This is a genomic window from Streptomyces sp. NPDC002787, assembly GCF_053592095.1.
Genome location: NZ_JBSFVC010000054.1, coordinates 19,892 through 36,417, shown reverse-complemented (window position 1 = coordinate 36,417; position 16,526 = coordinate 19,892). Strand labels below are relative to the sequence as shown.

Annotated in this window: 15 protein-coding genes; 8 read left to right on the top strand and 7 right to left on the bottom strand. The window is 71.6% G+C overall.

The genetic code is table 11. The features are described from left to right. Positions 1 to 374 precede the first annotated feature (374 nt). Both ACWD26_RS41520 and ACWD26_RS41515 read left to right on the top strand, forming a co-directional pair. Positions 375 to 1,346: a succinylglutamate desuccinylase/aspartoacylase family protein gene (locus tag ACWD26_RS41520; protein ID WP_451278523.1), complete on the top strand. Its 972-nt coding sequence runs from the start codon at positions 375 to 377 to the stop codon at positions 1,344 to 1,346. Positions 1,347 to 1,627: 281 nt separating this feature from the next. After that, positions 1,628 to 1,726 carry a nuclear transport factor 2 family protein gene (locus tag ACWD26_RS41515; protein WP_451278521.1) on the top strand — a complete coding sequence of 33 codons (99 nt, stop codon included), beginning with the start codon at positions 1,628 to 1,630 and terminating at the stop codon, positions 1,724 to 1,726. A 151-nt stretch (positions 1,727 to 1,877) separates the two neighbouring features. Here the strand turns inward: ACWD26_RS41515 and ACWD26_RS41510 are convergent, their stop codons facing one another. Further along, positions 1,878 to 2,315 (bottom strand): MarR family winged helix-turn-helix transcriptional regulator, encoded by a 438-nt coding sequence (locus ACWD26_RS41510; RefSeq protein ID WP_451278519.1) that lies wholly within the window; start codon positions 2,313 to 2,315, stop codon positions 1,878 to 1,880. Between the two features lie 150 nt (positions 2,316 to 2,465). On the opposite strand from ACWD26_RS41510, the gene ACWD26_RS41505 reads away from it, so the two are divergent. Then, positions 2,466 to 3,488, top strand: a complete 1,023-nt coding sequence (locus ACWD26_RS41505; RefSeq protein ID WP_451278517.1) for an NADP-dependent oxidoreductase — start codon at positions 2,466 to 2,468, stop codon at positions 3,486 to 3,488. A gap of 151 nt (positions 3,489 to 3,639) precedes the next feature. On the opposite strand, the gene ACWD26_RS41500 is transcribed toward ACWD26_RS41505, so the two are convergent. Further along, the gene (locus ACWD26_RS41500; RefSeq protein ID WP_451278515.1) at positions 3,640 to 4,818 is read right to left on the bottom strand and encodes a serine hydrolase domain-containing protein; all 1,179 of its coding nucleotides are present in this window, start codon (positions 4,816 to 4,818) and stop codon (positions 3,640 to 3,642) included. A 44-nt stretch (positions 4,819 to 4,862) separates the two neighbouring features. Next, positions 4,863 to 7,412, bottom strand: a complete 2,550-nt coding sequence (locus tag ACWD26_RS41495) for a M14 family zinc carboxypeptidase (protein WP_451278514.1) — start codon at positions 7,410 to 7,412, stop codon at positions 4,863 to 4,865. 324 nt (positions 7,413 to 7,736) lie between these two features. Between ACWD26_RS41495 and ACWD26_RS41490 the strand changes: the two genes are divergently transcribed. From ACWD26_RS41490 to ACWD26_RS41475, 4 genes are all read left to right on the top strand, one after another. Continuing rightward, on the top strand, positions 7,737 to 8,630 hold the full coding sequence (locus ACWD26_RS41490) for a hypothetical protein (protein WP_451278512.1): 894 nt from the start codon (positions 7,737 to 7,739) through the stop codon (positions 8,628 to 8,630). 119 nt (positions 8,631 to 8,749) lie between these two features. Then, the gene (locus ACWD26_RS41485) at positions 8,750 to 9,328 is read left to right on the top strand and encodes a TetR/AcrR family transcriptional regulator (protein ID WP_451278510.1); all 579 of its coding nucleotides are present in this window, start codon (positions 8,750 to 8,752) and stop codon (positions 9,326 to 9,328) included. Positions 9,329 to 9,344: 16 nt separating this feature from the next. Beyond that, positions 9,345 to 10,556, top strand: coding sequence for a GDSL-type esterase/lipase family protein (locus ACWD26_RS41480; RefSeq protein WP_451278508.1), 1,212 nt, complete (start codon positions 9,345 to 9,347; stop codon positions 10,554 to 10,556). A gap of 111 nt (positions 10,557 to 10,667) precedes the next feature. Then, a complete protein-coding gene (locus ACWD26_RS41475) occupies positions 10,668 to 11,495 on the top strand; it encodes an EI24 domain-containing protein (protein WP_451278506.1) in 828 nt (275 codons plus the stop codon). A 78-nt stretch (positions 11,496 to 11,573) separates the two neighbouring features. Here the strand turns inward: ACWD26_RS41475 and ACWD26_RS41470 are convergent, their stop codons facing one another. After that, entirely contained in the window at positions 11,574 to 12,845 is a 1,272-nt protein-coding gene (locus tag ACWD26_RS41470) for a pyroglutamyl peptidase (RefSeq protein ID WP_451278504.1), read from the bottom strand. Between the two features lie 222 nt (positions 12,846 to 13,067). After that, the gene (locus ACWD26_RS41465; protein WP_451278502.1) at positions 13,068 to 14,042 is read right to left on the bottom strand and encodes a LysR family transcriptional regulator; all 975 of its coding nucleotides are present in this window, start codon (positions 14,040 to 14,042) and stop codon (positions 13,068 to 13,070) included. A gap of 49 nt (positions 14,043 to 14,091) precedes the next feature. Between ACWD26_RS41465 and ACWD26_RS41460 the strand changes: the two genes are divergently transcribed. After that, positions 14,092 to 14,481 carry a RidA family protein gene (locus tag ACWD26_RS41460; RefSeq protein WP_451278500.1) on the top strand — a complete coding sequence of 130 codons (390 nt, stop codon included), beginning with the start codon at positions 14,092 to 14,094 and terminating at the stop codon, positions 14,479 to 14,481. A 23-nt stretch (positions 14,482 to 14,504) separates the two neighbouring features. Here the strand turns inward: ACWD26_RS41460 and ACWD26_RS41455 are convergent, their stop codons facing one another. Further along, on the bottom strand, positions 14,505 to 15,494 hold the full coding sequence (locus ACWD26_RS41455; protein WP_451278498.1) for an aldose epimerase family protein: 990 nt from the start codon (positions 15,492 to 15,494) through the stop codon (positions 14,505 to 14,507). 46 nt (positions 15,495 to 15,540) lie between these two features. Then, entirely contained in the window at positions 15,541 to 16,440 is a 900-nt protein-coding gene (locus ACWD26_RS41450; protein ID WP_451278496.1) for an SGNH/GDSL hydrolase family protein, read from the bottom strand. Positions 16,441 to 16,526 lie beyond the last annotated feature (86 nt).

The following is a 16,526-nucleotide window of genomic DNA, read 5'->3' as shown; positions in this document are numbered from 1 at the left end:
ATGAAGGAGCGAGGCGTCATCGTCTTCCCCAACGGCGTGCACGACAACGTACTGAAGATCAAACCGCCCATGACCTTCCGCCGCGAGCACGTGGATCTCTACGTCGACGCGCTGGACGAGGTCCTGTCCCTGCCCGAGCTGCGCTCGGCCGTTCAGTCCTGAGACGGGCAACCGCCTACTGAGGCAGCGAACGAGAGTGGCCCGCGAAAGCGAGAAGTGCTCCGCGGGCCGGCTTCTCCGGCCAGGGCTTCGAGCTCTCGCCCGCCATGGGCGGCATCGCCGCGGACCTCGCGCTGGAGCGCCGCGCCTCCCAGTCGATCGACTTCATCACCACGAACGGCCGTTCCACGGCCTGAGTCAGAAAGAGAAAACACATGACCCTGACCATCGGCGCGCTGAGGGCTGAGCCCGGCCAGAAGACTCGCGGGACCCTGCCCGCCGACCTGGGCACCACGACGGTGGAGGTCCCCCTGATCCTCGTCAACGGCTCCCGCCCGGGCCCGAGGGTCGTGATCACCGGCGGTGTCCACGGTGGCGAGTTCATCCCCGTCGACGCCACCACCCGCCTGGCCGGGCTGCTGGAACCGGACGAGATCGCCGGCCAGCTGGTGATCTGCCCCGTGTCCAACCCCCCGGCCGTCTACGGGGGCAGGCTCAACATCTCCCCGCTGGACGGCGTCAACATCAACCGCGTCTTCCCCGGCGACAAGGACGGCGGCCCCACCGACCGGATGGCGGCCTGGCTGTTCGAGAACCTGATCGACGGCGCCGACGCCTACATCGACCTGCACAGCGGCGGCATCGACCAGCACCTGCTCGACTTCGTCGGCTACCGCCTGACCGGTGACGACGAGTTGGACGCGAAGAACAGGGGAATGGCCCACGCGGTCGGATACGAGCGGGTCATCTTCGGCACCAGCGCCGACGGCGGCAACAGCCACGCCGCGGCGAACCGGCAGGGCATCCCCGCGATCCTCGTCGAGACCGGCCAACTCGGCGACCGCGACCCCGCCACCGTGCGCAGGCTGCTCGACGCCCTGTACCGGATCCTGCACCACCTCGATGCCATCGAGGCGTCGGAGCACATCAAGCAGCCGACCGTGCGGCCACGCGACTGGATCTGGACGGGCGACGTCGAGTCTCCGGCCGCAGGCCTCTGGTACCCGGACGCGGTCACCGGCGACGAGGTCACCGAGGGACAGACCATCGGCCGCATCATCGATCCGGTCGACGGCACCGAGCGCAAGGTCACCGCCATCGCCACCGGAAAGATCATCTACAACATGAACGGACTCTCCGTCCGCCCCGGCACGCATCTCGCCGCCATCGCCACCCCGCACCAGTGACGGCCGCACGCCCGCCCACTGATCCCATCCCCCTACCCCACCGAGACGGCCCCATTTCACTCCTTCCAGGAGGATCGTGTATCCAAGCCGGTCTTGCGGACCGTCTCCACCAACAGCACGGCCCCGGCCTGCGAGACCGCTGCACGACCGCTGCCCTCAACACGGTACGACCACGGCGGTCCCGGACGTCGACGTGGACTTCAAGCGGTTCGTCGCCGACGGCGACCTCGTGACGGTGCACACCCATCACGCTCAACGCGACCGACCGCGGCCTCGCGGCCATGGACATCTTCCGGGTGAGGAACGGCAGGATCGTCGAGCACTGGGACGTCTCGACGCCGGTGCCCCAGACTTCGGCCAACGACAACGGCATGTTCTGACCCCGTAGGAGCCCCGCACGCGACGGCGTCCGGGGCTCCTCGCATTCGGCGAGCGGTACGGCCCGCAGTGTGCCTCCCCTCCGCCTCGAGCGCCCGCAAAGCCCCGCCCCGGCGCCGGGCCAACGGCCGCCCCAAGCCCCCGTCCGCCGCGCTACGCCCCCAGCATCCGCCGCAGCAGTTCCCGCAGGGACTCCCGTTCCGTCGTGCTCAGGCCCGCCAGTGGCTCCCGGGCGAAGTCCAGGGAGTCCCGGAGGCTACGGGCCACCTGGCGGCCCTCCTCCGTGGCGGCCGCCAGCTTCACGCGGCGGTCGTTCGGGTCGGGGCGGCGCTCCACCAGACCCCGTGACTCCAGCCGGTCCACGATCCCGGTCACGTTCGACGGCTCGCAGCGGAGTTTCTGGGCGAGGCGGCGCATGGGGAGGGGTTCGAGGGAAAGGAGCCTGAGGAGGCGGGCCTGGGCGCCGGTCAGGGAGTGCTCCGCGGCGGCGTCCTCGTACTCCTCGTGGTAGCGGGCCACGACCGTGCCGATGAGCTCGACGACTTCCATGGTCAGCGGGTCCATGCGGGGCGTGGTCTTCTGTGTGGCCATGGGGTCCAGGCTACCTCTTTACTTGACAACATGAAATATTCAAGCGCATGGTTGTTTCAGGTGATGAAGTAACCGCCTGGTATGCAGCACGCGACACGCGACACGCGACACACGACCACCCGCACCACCGCACCCGCAGGAAGGTCCCCCATGTCCGACACCCCCGCCGTCCCCGCCACCAGCCGTGAATGGCACCTGCTGAGCCGCCCCGTCGGCTGGCCCAAGGACGAGGACTTCGCCCTGGTCGAGGCGGAGATCCGGCAGCCCGGCACGGGTGAGGTCCTCGTACGGAACAAGTACCTCTCCGTGGACCCGTACATGCGTGGCCGCATGAGCGCCGCGAAGTCCTACGTCGCCCCGTTCGAGCTGGGCAAGGCCATGCAGGGCGGCGCCGTGGGCGAGGTCGTCGCCTCCGGGGCGGAGGGCATAGCCGTCGGCGACCACGTGCTGCACTTCGGCGGCTGGCGCGAGTACGCCACCTTCGACGCCAAACAGGCCGTCAAGGTCGACCCGAACGCCGCGCCCCTGTCCACCTTCCTCGGTGTCCTCGGCATGACCGGCCTCACCGCCTACGCCGGCCTCCTGCGCACCGCCTCCTTCAAGGAGGGCGACTCCGTCTTCGTCTCCGGCGCCGCCGGTGCCGTCGGCAGCCAGGTCGGCCAGATCGCCAAGCTCAAGGGCGCCTCACGGGTCATCGGCTCCGCCGGCTCCGACGACAAGGTCAAGCTCCTCGTCGAGGAGTACGGCTTCGACGCGGCCTTCAACTACAAGAGCGGCCCCGTCAACGAGCAGCTCCGCGAGGCCGCGCCCGACGGCATCGACGTCTACTTCGACAACGTCGGCGGCGACCACCTGGAGGCCGCCATCGGCTCCCTCAACGTGCACGGCCGGATCGCCATCTGCGGAATGATCTCGGTCTACAACAACACCGAGCCCGCGCCCGGCCCGAAGAACCTCGCCCGCCTCATCCAGACCCGCGGCCGCGTCGAGGGCCTCCTCGTCGGCGACCACTACGACCTCCAGCCCCAGTTCGTCCAGGAGGTCGGCCCCTGGGTCGCCTCGGGCGCCCTCAAGTACCGCGAGACCGTCGTCGAGGGCATCGAGAACAACCTCGAAGCCTTCCTCGGCGTCCTGCGCGGCGACAACACCGGCAAGATGATCGTCAAGCTCTGAGCCCGACCCCGTGACGGACGCCCGCTCACGTTCGTTGCACACGACGGAGTCCGCACCCCTGGACGTGGGGTGCGGACTCCGTCGTGTGTGCGGGTACGGCCGTGTTACGGGTACAGCCGTGACGGGTGCGGCCGTTGCACGGGTGCGGCCGTCAGGTCGCCAGTGCCGCGCTGTGCACCGCCCGTACCAGCCCCTCGTTCTCCGGTGCCGCCCCACCCGGGAAGGCCATACGGCGGCGGGTGTAGCCGTAGGCGAGGCCGGCGCGGGGGTCGGCGAAGGCCTGGGAGCCGCCGGCACCGCTGTGGCCGATGGTGCCGGCGCCGAGGAAGGGGTGGACGAACTGGGCGGTGGCCTGGAAGCCGAGGCCGAACGCCTTGGGGGCGCGGGCCACGAGATCGTGGCCGAGGGAGTGGATCTGGCCGAACTCGGCGACGGTGTCGGGCTTCAGCAGCGGCGGCCGGCCGTCGACCGTGCTGATGGCCGCCGCGTACATCCCGGCCAGACCGCGCGCGGAGGCGATGCCGCCCGCCGACGACTGCCCGCCCGCACGCACGACACGGGAGTTGGGGAAGTCCGTCAGCTCTCCCGGCTCCGGCACCTGGCCGTTGAACGCGATCGACGCCAGCGTGTGCGGCCCACGCGGTACGGCGTCCAGCTCGGCCTGCTGCGCGGGCGTCGGCGTCATCGGCAGTACGGTGCGGAAGCGGGGCTCGTGCTCGGCCGGCAGCCCCAGGTAGAGGTCGAGGCCGTACGGGGCGCGGACCCGCTCCTCGTACACCTCCTGGAGCGTGCGGCCCGTCGCCCGCCGTACGACCTCTCCGGTGAGCGCGCCGATGACGAGCGCGTGGTAGCCGAAGGCGCTGCCCGGGCGCCAGAACGGGCGCTGGGTGGCGAGGCGTTCGGCGATGACACGGTCGTCCGCCAGCTCCTCCAGGGTGAACCCGGTGTCGGTGCCGATGAGCCCCGCCCGGTGCGAGATCAGCTCCCGCAGGGTCACCGCACCCTTGCCCTCGGCCGCGAACTCCGGCCAGTAGTGGGCGACTTCACGGTCCAGCTCCAGCACTCCCTCCTGGACGAGGAGCGCGACGACGAGATGGGCGGCGCCCTTCGTGGAGGAGAACACGCCGTGCAACGTGTCGCCGCCGCTCTCCGCCTCCTCCACCGGGCCCGCCCACAGGTCGACGACCCGCCGCCCGTGCACATACGCGGTCAACTGCCCCTCGTAGTCGGATCGTTCGGCGGCCACGAACGCGGCGAACGCCTCGCGCGCCGCCTCGAAGCCGTCGGCGACCGTGCCATGGACGGTGGCCTTCCCTGTCTGCTGCGTCATCGCGCTCCCGCCTGGACAATCGACAACCATCGACCGACGATGGGTCAGGTCACCGTCAGCAACGCCCGCCCCACCTGCGGGAATTCCCCCTTCGGGTGGTCACGGAAGAGAGGTTCCGTGCCGAAGAGGACCGCGTTCGGGCCGCTGACGACGGACGCCTTGCCCGCCGCCGCTGCCGGGCCGCCCGTGCCGTCGTCCAGCGGCCGCCAGTGTCCGGAGACCAGCGGATTTCCGGTGCCGTAGGACTGCTCGACCCTGACGCCGGGGCCGAGGTCGGTGAACCAGACGGGCGCGTAGACGAAGCTGTGGTCCGGCGCGTCGCCGGTCACGGGGCCGCCCGAATTCACCACGCGGACAACGCCGTTGGCGTCGCCGTTGCCCGCCACCGCCGTCGCCTTCAGCTGCCCGGTGGCCGTGGCGAGCGCGGCGCCGGTCGTGCCCCGCCCGACCATGCCGTGGCCGGCGAGGAAACCATGGAGAGCCGTACGGGCGGACGCGTTCAGAGAGCCGTACGACAGCCCGGACGACGCGAAGAGCACGTCGGTCCCCGACCAGTCGAAGCCCGCGTTGAGGATCGCCGTCGACACGGGGACCACGTCGAAGTTCATCTCGCGGAGCGCGAACAGCTCGCCCGCCGTGACGGCCGCGGCGACCCGGACGTGGTGCAGGGGAGTGCCGCCAGTGGCCTTCGTCGCGTCGAAGGCCACGTCGTACGACCGGGCGAGCGCCTCGGCCCTCCGCCGTGCCGAGGACGGGACGAGCGCGCTGCCGTCGGCCGCCTGCCGTACCGAAACGCCGTCCCTGAGAAGGGAGTTGAGGGCGGCGATCGCCTGCGGCGAGTCGAGGCGCAGGCGCAGGCCGCCACGCGGGGCCACATGACCGACGCGGGCCGCCGCCGTCACCGTGCGGGTGCGGACGGCCGACAGCCGGCCGCTCTCGACGCCCACCACACTCGCGCCCCACAACCGGCCCAGACTCCAGCCGGAGATGTCGTACATCACCGAGACCTTGTCGCTGATGTCCCGTCCGTCGGCCAGCAGGACGTTGGCCAGCCCGCGCTTGGGCTGACGCATGTCGACGACGTACGACCCCTTCGCGTACGACCGGCCGGCGAGCCGGAAGGCGTGGGTCGCGCGGGTCACGCGGACGTCGTTGGCGAGCAGGTGGTCGACGAGCCGCGCGGCGGCCGTGGCGGACCGCTGGCCGCTGCCCGCCGGGATGACGTAGGCGCGCGGGAACTCGGTCGTGTAGACGTCCTCGGGGCCGATGCCGGGCACGCCGGGCACCGTCTCCCCGGACACCGGGACCTGGGGGGCGCCCGTGGCACCGCGCCGGAAGACCTCGATCTGGTCGGCGACGAGGGCGGTCCGCCTCTCCCGCACGAAGTCGAGGGTCGCGCGCAGGGCCGCGCCCGCCACGTCCACGTTGATCGCGGAACGGCGGCGGAGTTCGTCTACCGGCAGCGACTCGTACGCCGCGTTGTTCACCTGGAGTGGGATCTCCACGGTGTGGGCGGCGACCGTGCCGTGGAAGGCCGCGTACTGCGGGGTGAAGATCGGCGGCCAGTCGTCCCAGCCCTCCGCCGAGTCACGGAACGGGATCTGCGCCGGGTCGACGCCGTCCTTCTCTGGTGTGTAGCCGAGGCCGTTGACGGCGGACTCCATGCGGAGCGCGTTCGCGTAGGTGTTCTTCAGGAAGAGGTCGTACTCGTAGTTCTCGCCGTGCGGGGGAGTGGTCGGCTCGATGAGGGTGCCGTTGACGTATCCGTGCAGATCGAGCATGACGGCCGGCTGCTTGTCGATCTCTATCTGCCGCATCGCCCGCACCTCGGGCTGCGAGGCGGTGACGAAGTCCCGGTTCATGTCGAAGCCGTTCGCGTTCGCGCGGGTGCCCGCGATCCGCCCGTCCGGGTTGGCGGTGATGTTGAAGTACAGCCGGGAGTGGGCGAGGAGGTCTTTGGTCCTGCTGTCGGTCGCCGTCGCCAGCCGCTCGATGAGCTTCAGGGACGCGTCCGTGCCCTCCCACTCGTTGCCGTGGATGTTGTTGTTGAAGAAGACGGGCGTCTTGTACGACTTCTTGACCGCCGTGCTCTTCGCGGCCAAGTGGGGCGTGGATTCGATGAGTTCACGCATCCGCGCCTGCTCGCGGGACTGACGCGCGGTCTCCGGGGCGGTCACGGTGACGAGGTAGAGCCGGTGGCCGCCGGCCGACCGTCCGGCGACCTCGACGCTCACCCGGTCGCCGATCCGCTGGAGGGAGTTCAGCTTCGGGGCGATGGCGTGGTACGGCGTGAGGCCCAGCTTGAGGGACTTGTCGGCCGGGTTCTCCGGGTCCAGGGAGAGGACCTGCTCGCGGGGGTAACCGCGGCTGGAAGCGGCCGTGTCGGCGAGGTCGGCGACCGGGGCGGTGAGGGCCTGACGGGCCGCGCTCGCCGGGGCCTTCGCGGCGCCCCGCGGCAGTGCGGTGCCCTCGCGGACGGTGGGCTTGGGGTCGGCGCCCGCGGGGTGCGGGGCGATCAGGAGCGACCCTGCGGTGACGGTGACGGCGGCAACGCTGAACAGTGCGGATCTCGGGCCGGGTCTCGGCGGACGCACGCTACCTCCTGGAGTGGGGTTCCTTGGACGTGCCGGTGCCAGTGCGGATGCGGTATCAGTGCCGTGTGGTGCCGTGTGGTGCCGTGTGGTGCCGTGTGATGCCGTGTGGTGCGGGCGTGGTGCGACTGCGGTGCGGGTGTCAACCACGGGCGGTCGACCACAGGTGGTCTACCTGTTCGACTCCCGGGCAACAAGAGGGCACGGGCGTCACGAACGCGTCGAACGGAACGTGCCGGGCGGCCGGAGTGGGCATGCTGAGGGCGCCACCGGTCCGGTTCCCGTGCGGCACCGGGTGAGGCTTCGCGTGAGGCGAGGAGGACCCGCATGGCCCCGTTCCCGTCATCGATCCCGGCGGTGATTCCGTCCCTGCCCGGCAAGGACGACCTGCTGCGGATGGCTCGCACCACCACCGACATCACCGGCCAACTCCTGGACACCGCCGGGAACATCACCAGGATCGCCGTCAACACCCTCGACCCGCGCGAGGGTTCGGGCGCCGAGGCGCTGCGCGTCCTGCGCCGGACCACGGCCGAGCTGGCCGAGGCGAGCGCGTCACCGCAGGCGCAGGAGGCCTTCTACCGCATGGTGGAGACCCTGATCCGGCTCGGCACCAGCGGCGCGCCCCTCGCCGCCCACCCCGTCAGCGAACCGGCGCACGCCCTCCTCGCCGCGCTCGGCGACAGCCTGCTGCCGGTCCTCGAAGCGGTCGAACCGGCGGTCGAGGAGGCCGCGGCGGCCCTCGGCGAGCTGGTGGAGGCCGGCTCCCCGCTGCTCCCGGCGGCAGCGGGTCTGGCCGCGGGCACCCTGCTGGCCCTGGCCCCCGTGCTCCACGCCGCCGCCGAGGTCCTGCGCGACTCGACCCCCGAACTGCGCCGTATCGCCGACGCGTCGACCGCCGCGCTCGCCCCGCTGATACCGCTCCAGGTCGCCCTCGCCGAACGCGCGGCCGCCACCGGCGCGGACGTCGTGCGGGCGACCCTGCCGCCCCTGGCCGACCTCACCGAGGCCGCGGCGGCCACGACCGAGGCGGCCCGCCCCCTCCTCGTGGCCGGGGAGGAACTGCTCGTCTCCACCCTGGACCACCTCCAGCCCCTCCTCCTCTCCGGCGCCACCCGAGCCGGCCGAACGGCCCGCGCGGCGGCCGTACGGGTCTCGGCGGCGGTGTCGCCGACGGCGGACCAGGGGGTGGTGATCGCGGTGACACCGGCGTTGACCTAAAGGTCGGCTGCAGTTGCCTAAAGGGTTTAGGGAATTGGATAATCGAGCGTGATCGAGCGTGATCGAGCGTGATCGAGCGTGATCGAGCGTGATCGAGCCCGGCGAGCGGAAGGACGACCATGGCACGCGCGGGGCTCACGCCGGAACGACTGGCCCGGGCGGGCGCGGAGTTGGCCGACGAGATCGGGTTCGACGAGGTCACCGTCTCGGAGCTGGCCCGGCGCTTCGACGTGAAGGTCGCGAGCCTGTACTCGCATGTGCGCAACTCCCACGACCTCAAGACCCGTATCGCCCTGCTCGCCCTGGAGGAGCTGGCCGACCGGGGCGCCGCCGCGCTCGCCGGACGGGCCGGCAAGGACGCGCTGACGGCCCTGGCGAACGTGTACCGCGACTACGCCCGCGCCCACCCCGGCCGGTACGCGGCGGCCCGGCTGAGACTCGACCCGCAGACGGCGGCCGCGAGCGCCGGAGGCAGGCACTCGCAGATGACGAGGGCGATCCTGCGCGGCTACGACCTCACCGAGCCGGACCAGACCCACGCGGTCCGCCTCCTGGGCAGCGTCTTCCACGGCTACGTCAGCCTGGAATCGGCGGGCGGCTTCAGCCACAGCGCCCCCGACTCCCAGGAGAGCTGGGAGCGCATCCTGGACGCCCTCGACGCCCTGCTGCGCGCCTGGCCGGCCAATCCACCCCACTGACCAACAGGTTGAGGCAATGCACCACGACCCCCACACCGACGGCCATCCGGGCCCCCACACGGGCCCCCGCTGGATCACCACCCCCCTCACCGCCGATCTCCTGCGCGGCGCCCTGGAGCTGGAGCACACCGAGCACGGCGTACTGCCGCACCGGCTGCCCGCCCGCGCCCGCGCCCAGTGCGCCGATCCGCAACTGGCCATGGTCGAGTCCCAGCCCTCCGGCGTACGGCTGGTCTTCCGCAGCCGGGCCACCGCCGTCGAACTGGACGCCCTGCGCACCAAGCGGACCTATGTGGGCGCCCCGCCCCGCCCGGACGGCCTCTACGACCTCGTCGTCGACGGCCGTCCGACGGACCGGGCGAGCGTGCCGGACGGCAACACCGTGACGATCGACATGGCCGCCGGGACGGCGGAGCACCAGCCGGGCCCGCCCGGCACCGTGTCCTTCACGGGCCTCCCCGACGGCCTCAAGACGATCGAGATCTGGCTCCCGCACAACGAGACCACCGAACTCCTCGCCCTGCGCACCGACGCCCCCGTCGAACCCGCCCCGGACCAGGGCCGCCGGGTCTGGCTGCACCACGGCAGCTCCATCAGCCACGGCTCCGACGCCGCAGGGCCCACCGGCATCTGGCCCGCGCACGCCGCCCTGCTCGGCGGTGTCGAACTCATCAACCTGGGCTTCGGCGGCAGCGCCCTCCTCGACCCCTTCACCGCCCGCGCGATGCGCGACACCCCCGCCGACCTGATCAGCGTCAAGATCGGCATCAACCTCGTCAACCACGACGTGATGCGGCTGCGCGCCTTCACCTCCGCCGTCCACGGCTTCCTCGACACCCTCCGCGACGGCCACCCGACGACGCCCCTCCTCGTCGTCTCCCCGATCCTCTGCCCCATCCACGAGGACACCCCCGGCCCCAGCGTCCCCGACTTCACCGACCTCGCCGAGGGCCGCCTCCGCTTCCGCGCCCTGGGCGACCCGGACGACCCCACCCCCGGCAAACTCACCCTCCGCGTCATCCGCGACGAACTCGCGGCGATCGTGGCCCAGCGCACCCCCGAGGACCCCCACCTCCACTACCTCGACGGCCTCACGCTCTACGGCGAGCAGGACGCCACCGCCCTGCCCCTCCCGGACGACCTGCACCCGGACGCGGAGACCCACCGCCTCATCGGAGAACGCTTCGCGGACCGGGTCTTCACAGCAGAGGGTGCGTTCGCCAAGTAAGGGCCGCAGGCCCTTTCAGGGGCGCGGGGGAACTGCGCGACCAGCCACAGACAACCCGCACGTACGCTCCCACCGAGGTTCCCCTCACCCCTCCTGGGTAAAGTGCGCCCCATGCGCGATCTAGGGGTGGGCTTCCAGTACCTCGTCCAGGGCCAACGCTGGGTGGCCCGACACGGCAAGCAATACGGCTTCGGACTCGTCCCGGGCCTGATCACACTCGTCCTCTACATAGCCGCCCTCGTGGCCCTGGCCGTCTGGGGCCCGGACTTCGTCACCTGGGCCACCCCCTTCGCGGACGACTGGTCCAGCCCCTGGCCGGGCCTCTTCCGCGGCTTCCTCACCGCCGTCCTGTTCGCCCTGGCCCTCGCCCTCGCGGTCATCACCTTCACCGCCGTGACCCTCCTCATCGGCCAGCCCTTCTACGAGAACCTCTCCGAGAAGGTCGACCGGGACGTCTCACCCGACGGCACCGCACCGGAGTCCGACCTGCCGCTGGTGCGGGAGTTGTGGATCTCGGCCCGGGACAGCCTCCGTGTCCTCCTGCGGGCGCTGCTGTGGGCCGTACTGCTCTTCGCGCTCGGCTTCGTCCCGTTCCTCGGCCAGACGGTCGTCCCCGTGATGGGCTTCTTCGTCACCGGCTTCTTCCTCACCGAGGAACTGACCGCGGTGGCCCTCCAGCGCCGTGGCATCGAACTCCGCGACCGTCTGGCCCTCCTGCGCTCCCGCAAGACGTTGATCTGGGGCTTCGGCACCCCGCTGGGCCTCGCCTTCCTGGTGCCGTTCGTCGCCGTCTTCCTGATGCCGGGCGCGGTGGCGGGTGCCACCCTCATGGCCCGTGACCTGCTCGGCGAGGAGACGGCCGGCGAGGACGAGCGGAACCAGATCCCCGACAGCGGCCACCCCGACGCCATGTTCCGCAAGCCCGAGTTCGGCGCGTGAACGGGATCCTCGCCTTGATGCCGCGCGGCCAGAAGGTCCTCGACAAGGCCATCGGTTCCCTCCTGGCCGGCCTCGGCGTCAGCCTCGCGTCCGCCCCGTCGCACTGAACGAGGCCTCCGCGGCCACCCGTACGATCTCCCGCACCTGGTCGATGATGTCCAGCCGGTTCCGTACGAAGCCGGGATCGGTCACGGTCCCGGTCGCGGGATCGGTATTGCCGGTCCCGAACTGCAGGACGGGCGTGTGCACATGCCCGCCCGGCAGGGTGGAGCCGAGCCCGAGCCGGTCGCGCAGCAGCGTGGCCCGGTAGGCGATCTCGTTGGAGAGGTAGTCGCCGCCGCCCCCGGCCCGCGCGGTCGACCCCGCGGTCGGCCCGTCGGGCCGCACGACCGCCGCCGTGCCGCCCGCCGGGATCTCGGTCACGCTCGTGTTGTCGTACACCGGGAAACGGCCCGTGTCCGCCGCGACGACGTCCGCGTACGGCAGGGTCGTGGACGTCCACTGGGGCTGTGTGGCGGGGTCGGTCACGGGGATGGTCTCCGTGCGGCCGATGTTGTCGTTGTCGCCGAAGCCGCCGCGCCAGGCCCCGTTGGTCCGCTCGATGTCGAAACGGCCGACCCGGCCCTGACTGACGGTCGCGAAAAGGTCCACGTGGGGCAGCTGCCGCCGGAGCGTGCGCTCGACCGTCCCCTCGGTGAAGTCCTGCCACCGGACGGGGAACACGGCGGTCTCGATACGCGCCGGCCCGTCGGCGGTCCGTATCACCGTCCCGTCGAGAGCGAGGGCCGTGGCCCCGGAGGGGTTGGAGATCCGCACGTCCCGGTCGAGCGTGAACGGATCGAACCCGGTGACCAGGATCCGCTTCACCCCCTTGCCGCCCCGCGGATAGTGAACGGAGTCCTGCCCCCGCGAGGTCCGCTCCAACTCACCGATCAGCGCCGCTCTCTGACGCTCACTCAGACCGAACCCCGGCTCCCAGCCCCGCACTTCCCGGGTCATCCCCAACCGGGCCCAGTACAACGGCCGGTCGTCGTCCCGGCTCAGGTCCCCGCCCGCCGGACCCCGGCCCTGTGCCCGGTCCACTGCCCGGGCCCACAACCGCGCACCCTGTCGCGCGACGATCCGCTCGGCCTGGGCGTACGACCGCGCCCCGTCCAGCGCCCGCCCGAACTCCGCTGCCACGGTGTCGAATCCGGAACGCCGCAGGATCTCCTGCGGTACGGCCCGGTCGAGCCGCTGCTCCTCGACGGTGGGGCCCGCCGCCGAAGAGGCCGCGGACGATGCGGAAGCGGAGGCGGGGGCGCAGAGCCCCGCCAGCAGGGCCGCCAGCCCGATGGCCGCCCCGCGCATTCCGCGTCCGCCGAGCCGGGCGCGGGGCGAGGCCGCACGCGGGGAAGCCGGGGAAGTCGAAGAAGCCGGGGAAGCTGGGGAAGTCGGAGAGGCCGAGGAACTCTGAAGGGTCATGGATATCAAGGGAGTTGGGTCCTTCCGTCGCTGGGTCATGCCGTGGGGGATCGCTCCGGACGGCGGCAGTATCGCGTGACGGGAGGGGCGCACGCCATGCCCTGTGACTCAGGTGACGGCACTCCGCGCCGCCGGGATCCGGGCCGCGGCCTCCCGCAACGCCTCCAGGAACGCACGCGCCGCCGGTGACAACGCGACCCCGCGAGCCGTCGCCGCGTACACCGCCCGCCCGGGCGCCTCCTCGTCCGCCACCGGCAGCAGCACGATGTCCGGCCGCATGGACTCCGCGGCCAGCGCCGGTACCAGCGCCACCCCGAGCCCGGCCGCCACATACCCCAGCTTGGCGATCCACTCCACGACGACATGCGCGATCCGGGGCCGGAAGCCGTGCCGCAGCGCCGCGTCGAGGAGGGTGCCCTCGGGCCGGTCGTCGCCGGATATCCAGTCGGCGTCGGCCAGTTGGGGGAGCCGTACCGAGGGGCGGTCAGCGAGCGGATGGCCGGCGGGGACCGCGACGTACAGGGACTCGTCGAGGAGGTGATGGAGGTCGTACGCCTCCAGGGGCACGCGGCCCGTGGTCGAGACGATCGCCAGGTCCAGCTCCCCGGCGGCCAGCCGGTCGAGCAGGGCGGGCGTGAAGCCCTCCTCCCTCGTGAGCCGTACGCCGGGGCACCGGGCCCGGAACGCGGCCATCGCGTGCGGCACGAGCGCCGCGTCCGCCGTGGCGAACGCGCCGATCCGCAGCCGTCCGCCCGCCGCCTCCCGCAGCGCCCCCAGCTCCCGTTCGGCCCGCAGCAGCCGTTCCGTCACGGCCTCCGCATGCGGGACGAGCGTCCGCCCCGCCTCCGTGAGCCGCACCCCGCGCGGCAGCCGGTCGAACAGCGCCGACCCGCCCAACGCACCCTCCAGCGAGGCGACCTGCCGCGACACGGCCGACTGGGTCCACCCGAGCGACCGCGCGGCCACCGTGAACGACCCGTGCCGCGCCACCTCCAGGAACACCCGCAGCCAGAAGACGGACAGCTCGGGGACCTCGGCTCCGGCGGCTTCCAGCGAGCGATGCGATTCCGGCATGGTGGCCATGCTAGACATTTACTTGTCGCATCACACCGTCGGCCCTAGCGTCGACGCCATGGAGATCACCCTCGACAACCCGGCCTCCGCACCCCAGCCGCTCAGCCCGTACTACTCCCAGGTCGCCCGCGTCCAACTCGCTGACGGCAGCGCCCTGTTGTACCTCTCCGGCCAGATCGCCGACGGCGACACCCTGGCCGACCAGAGCCGAGGCGTCTTCGAGACCATCGCCGCCCTCCTCGACGCTCACGGCGCGACCCTCGCCGACATCATCAACATCGGCACCTACCTCACGGACATCACCAAGCTCCACGAATACGGCGCCGTACGCGGGGAGTTCCTGCCCGGCACCCCGCCGACGAGCATGACGACGGAGGTCCCGAAGCTCTTCCGGCCGGAGGCACAGATCGAGATCGAGGTCGTGGCGGCGATACCCGCGGCCGAGTGACCCTCCAGCCGGTCGCCGTACGATTACGAGCGCACCCCGAACCCATAAACCGTCTCCGACCGGTAAACGCCGCCCGGCCGCAACACCGCACTGGGAAACCGCGGCCGGTTCGGCGAATCGGGAAAGTGCTGCGTCTCCAGCGCAATCCCATCCCCAGGCCAAAAAGGCCCCTCCAGATGATCCGCCGTATAAAGCTGCATCCCCGGCTCGGTCGTCGCCACGCTCAACACCCGCCCCGATCCCGGCTCCCACAGCTCGGCCACCCCCTCGGCACGCGCCGTAACCCCCTTGTCGAGCACGAAGTTGTGGTCGTACCCGGCCCCCACCTTCCGCGCCACCCGGAAGTCGAACCGCGTCCCCTCCACCTGCGCCAGTTCCCCCGTGGGAATCAGATCCGCATCCACCGGCGTCACCCGCGACGCGGCGATCCGCAGCTCATGCCCACCCGCGCTCCCGGCCGAGGCGCCCGCGAGGTTCCAGTAGGAGTGATTCGTGAGGTTCACGACGGTCGGCGCGTCGGTGACCGCCTCGTACGCGATCCGCAGCGCACCCCCGTCCTCGTCCAGCGTGTACGTCGCGGAGACCTCCAGTCGCCCCGGGAAGCCCTCTTCCCCGTCCGGACTCACCCGTGACAGCCGCACACCGGCCCCGCCCGCGACGCCCTCCGCCTCCCACACCCGCTTGTCGAAGCCGAGGGGACCACCGTGCAACGAGTTCGGCGGGTTGTTGCGCTCCAACTCGTACACGTGCCCGTCGAGGCTGAACCGCCCCTGGGCGATGCGGTTGGCGTACCGGCCGATGAGCGCCCCGAAGAACGGACCCGAATTGCGCAGGTAGCCGTCGAGATCGGCGAACCCCAGCACGACGTCCGCCGCCCGCCCCTCCCGGTCGGGGACCTCGACCGACTGCACGATCCCGCCGTACGTCAGGACCCGCACCCGGGTGCCGCCCCGCTCCAACGTCCAGCGATGAACTGTCGTGCCGTCGGAAAGTGTGCCGAAAAGTTCGCTCATGAGCGAAACCCTAGGTCACGACCCTAGGCCGCGGCAGAACCCCCGGTCACGATCCCTCCGCGCTGACGATCCGGTACGCGATCTCCGCCAGCCGTGCCTGCCCGTTCACACTCGGGTGGAACCAGTCCCACTGGCTGAGCTGGGCCTGCCCGAAGCGGTAGTCGAAGACGGCGTCCCCGTCGTAGCGGCAGTGGCGGTCCTTCTCGCACACCTCGCGCAGGACGTCGTTGTACGCCTCCACCCGGTCCTGCACGGCGTCCCGCCGCTCGGTGGCCGCCGCGGTGAGGAGGTCGGGATCGGCCAGCATGGACGGACAGATGCCCAGCTTCCACACCTGCTTGCCCATCGGGTTCTTGCGGCCCTCGGACCACAGCCGCTTCAGGTCCGGGACGCTCGCCACGAACACCTGCGCCTTGGGCAGGGCGTCCCGCAGGGTGGCCATCGCGTCCTCGAAGTCGGCGCGGAAGTCGGCGACGGGCGTCATGGCCGCGGCGTTCGCACGGCACGCGTCGTTCGCGCCGATCATCACCGTGACCAGCTCCGGCTTACGGCTCACCGCCCGCGCCACCTGGGTCGGCAGGTCGGCCATCCGGGCCCCGGTCACCGCGTAGTTCCAGCTCCGCTGCGCCGCCCCGGACGCACCCAGCAGCCGTACGGCGAGACTGTCGACCGAGGCGTCACTGCCGGTCGCCCAGGACACCTCGGGGCAGTCGGACAGCACCTTGCACGCGTCGAAGCCACGGGTGATGGAATCGCCGACGGCGACCAGCGACTCGGGGGTGCTGTCCCACGCGGGGGTGGGCGACGGGGAGGCCTTCGCGTTCTTCCCCGTCCCCTCGGGGCCGGGGGAGTTGCCACCGGAGGCGTCACAGCCGGTCACGGCCAGCAGCGCGGCCGCCAGGACGGCGCCGAACACCGCCCTCGAACGGTGACGTCGCTTCCGCATCCCTGGTCCCCTCGTCGGTCGTACACGTGCAAGTTCCCACCCATGACAACGCGCGGGAGTTCCCGGAAAAGGAAAGCCATGGGGAC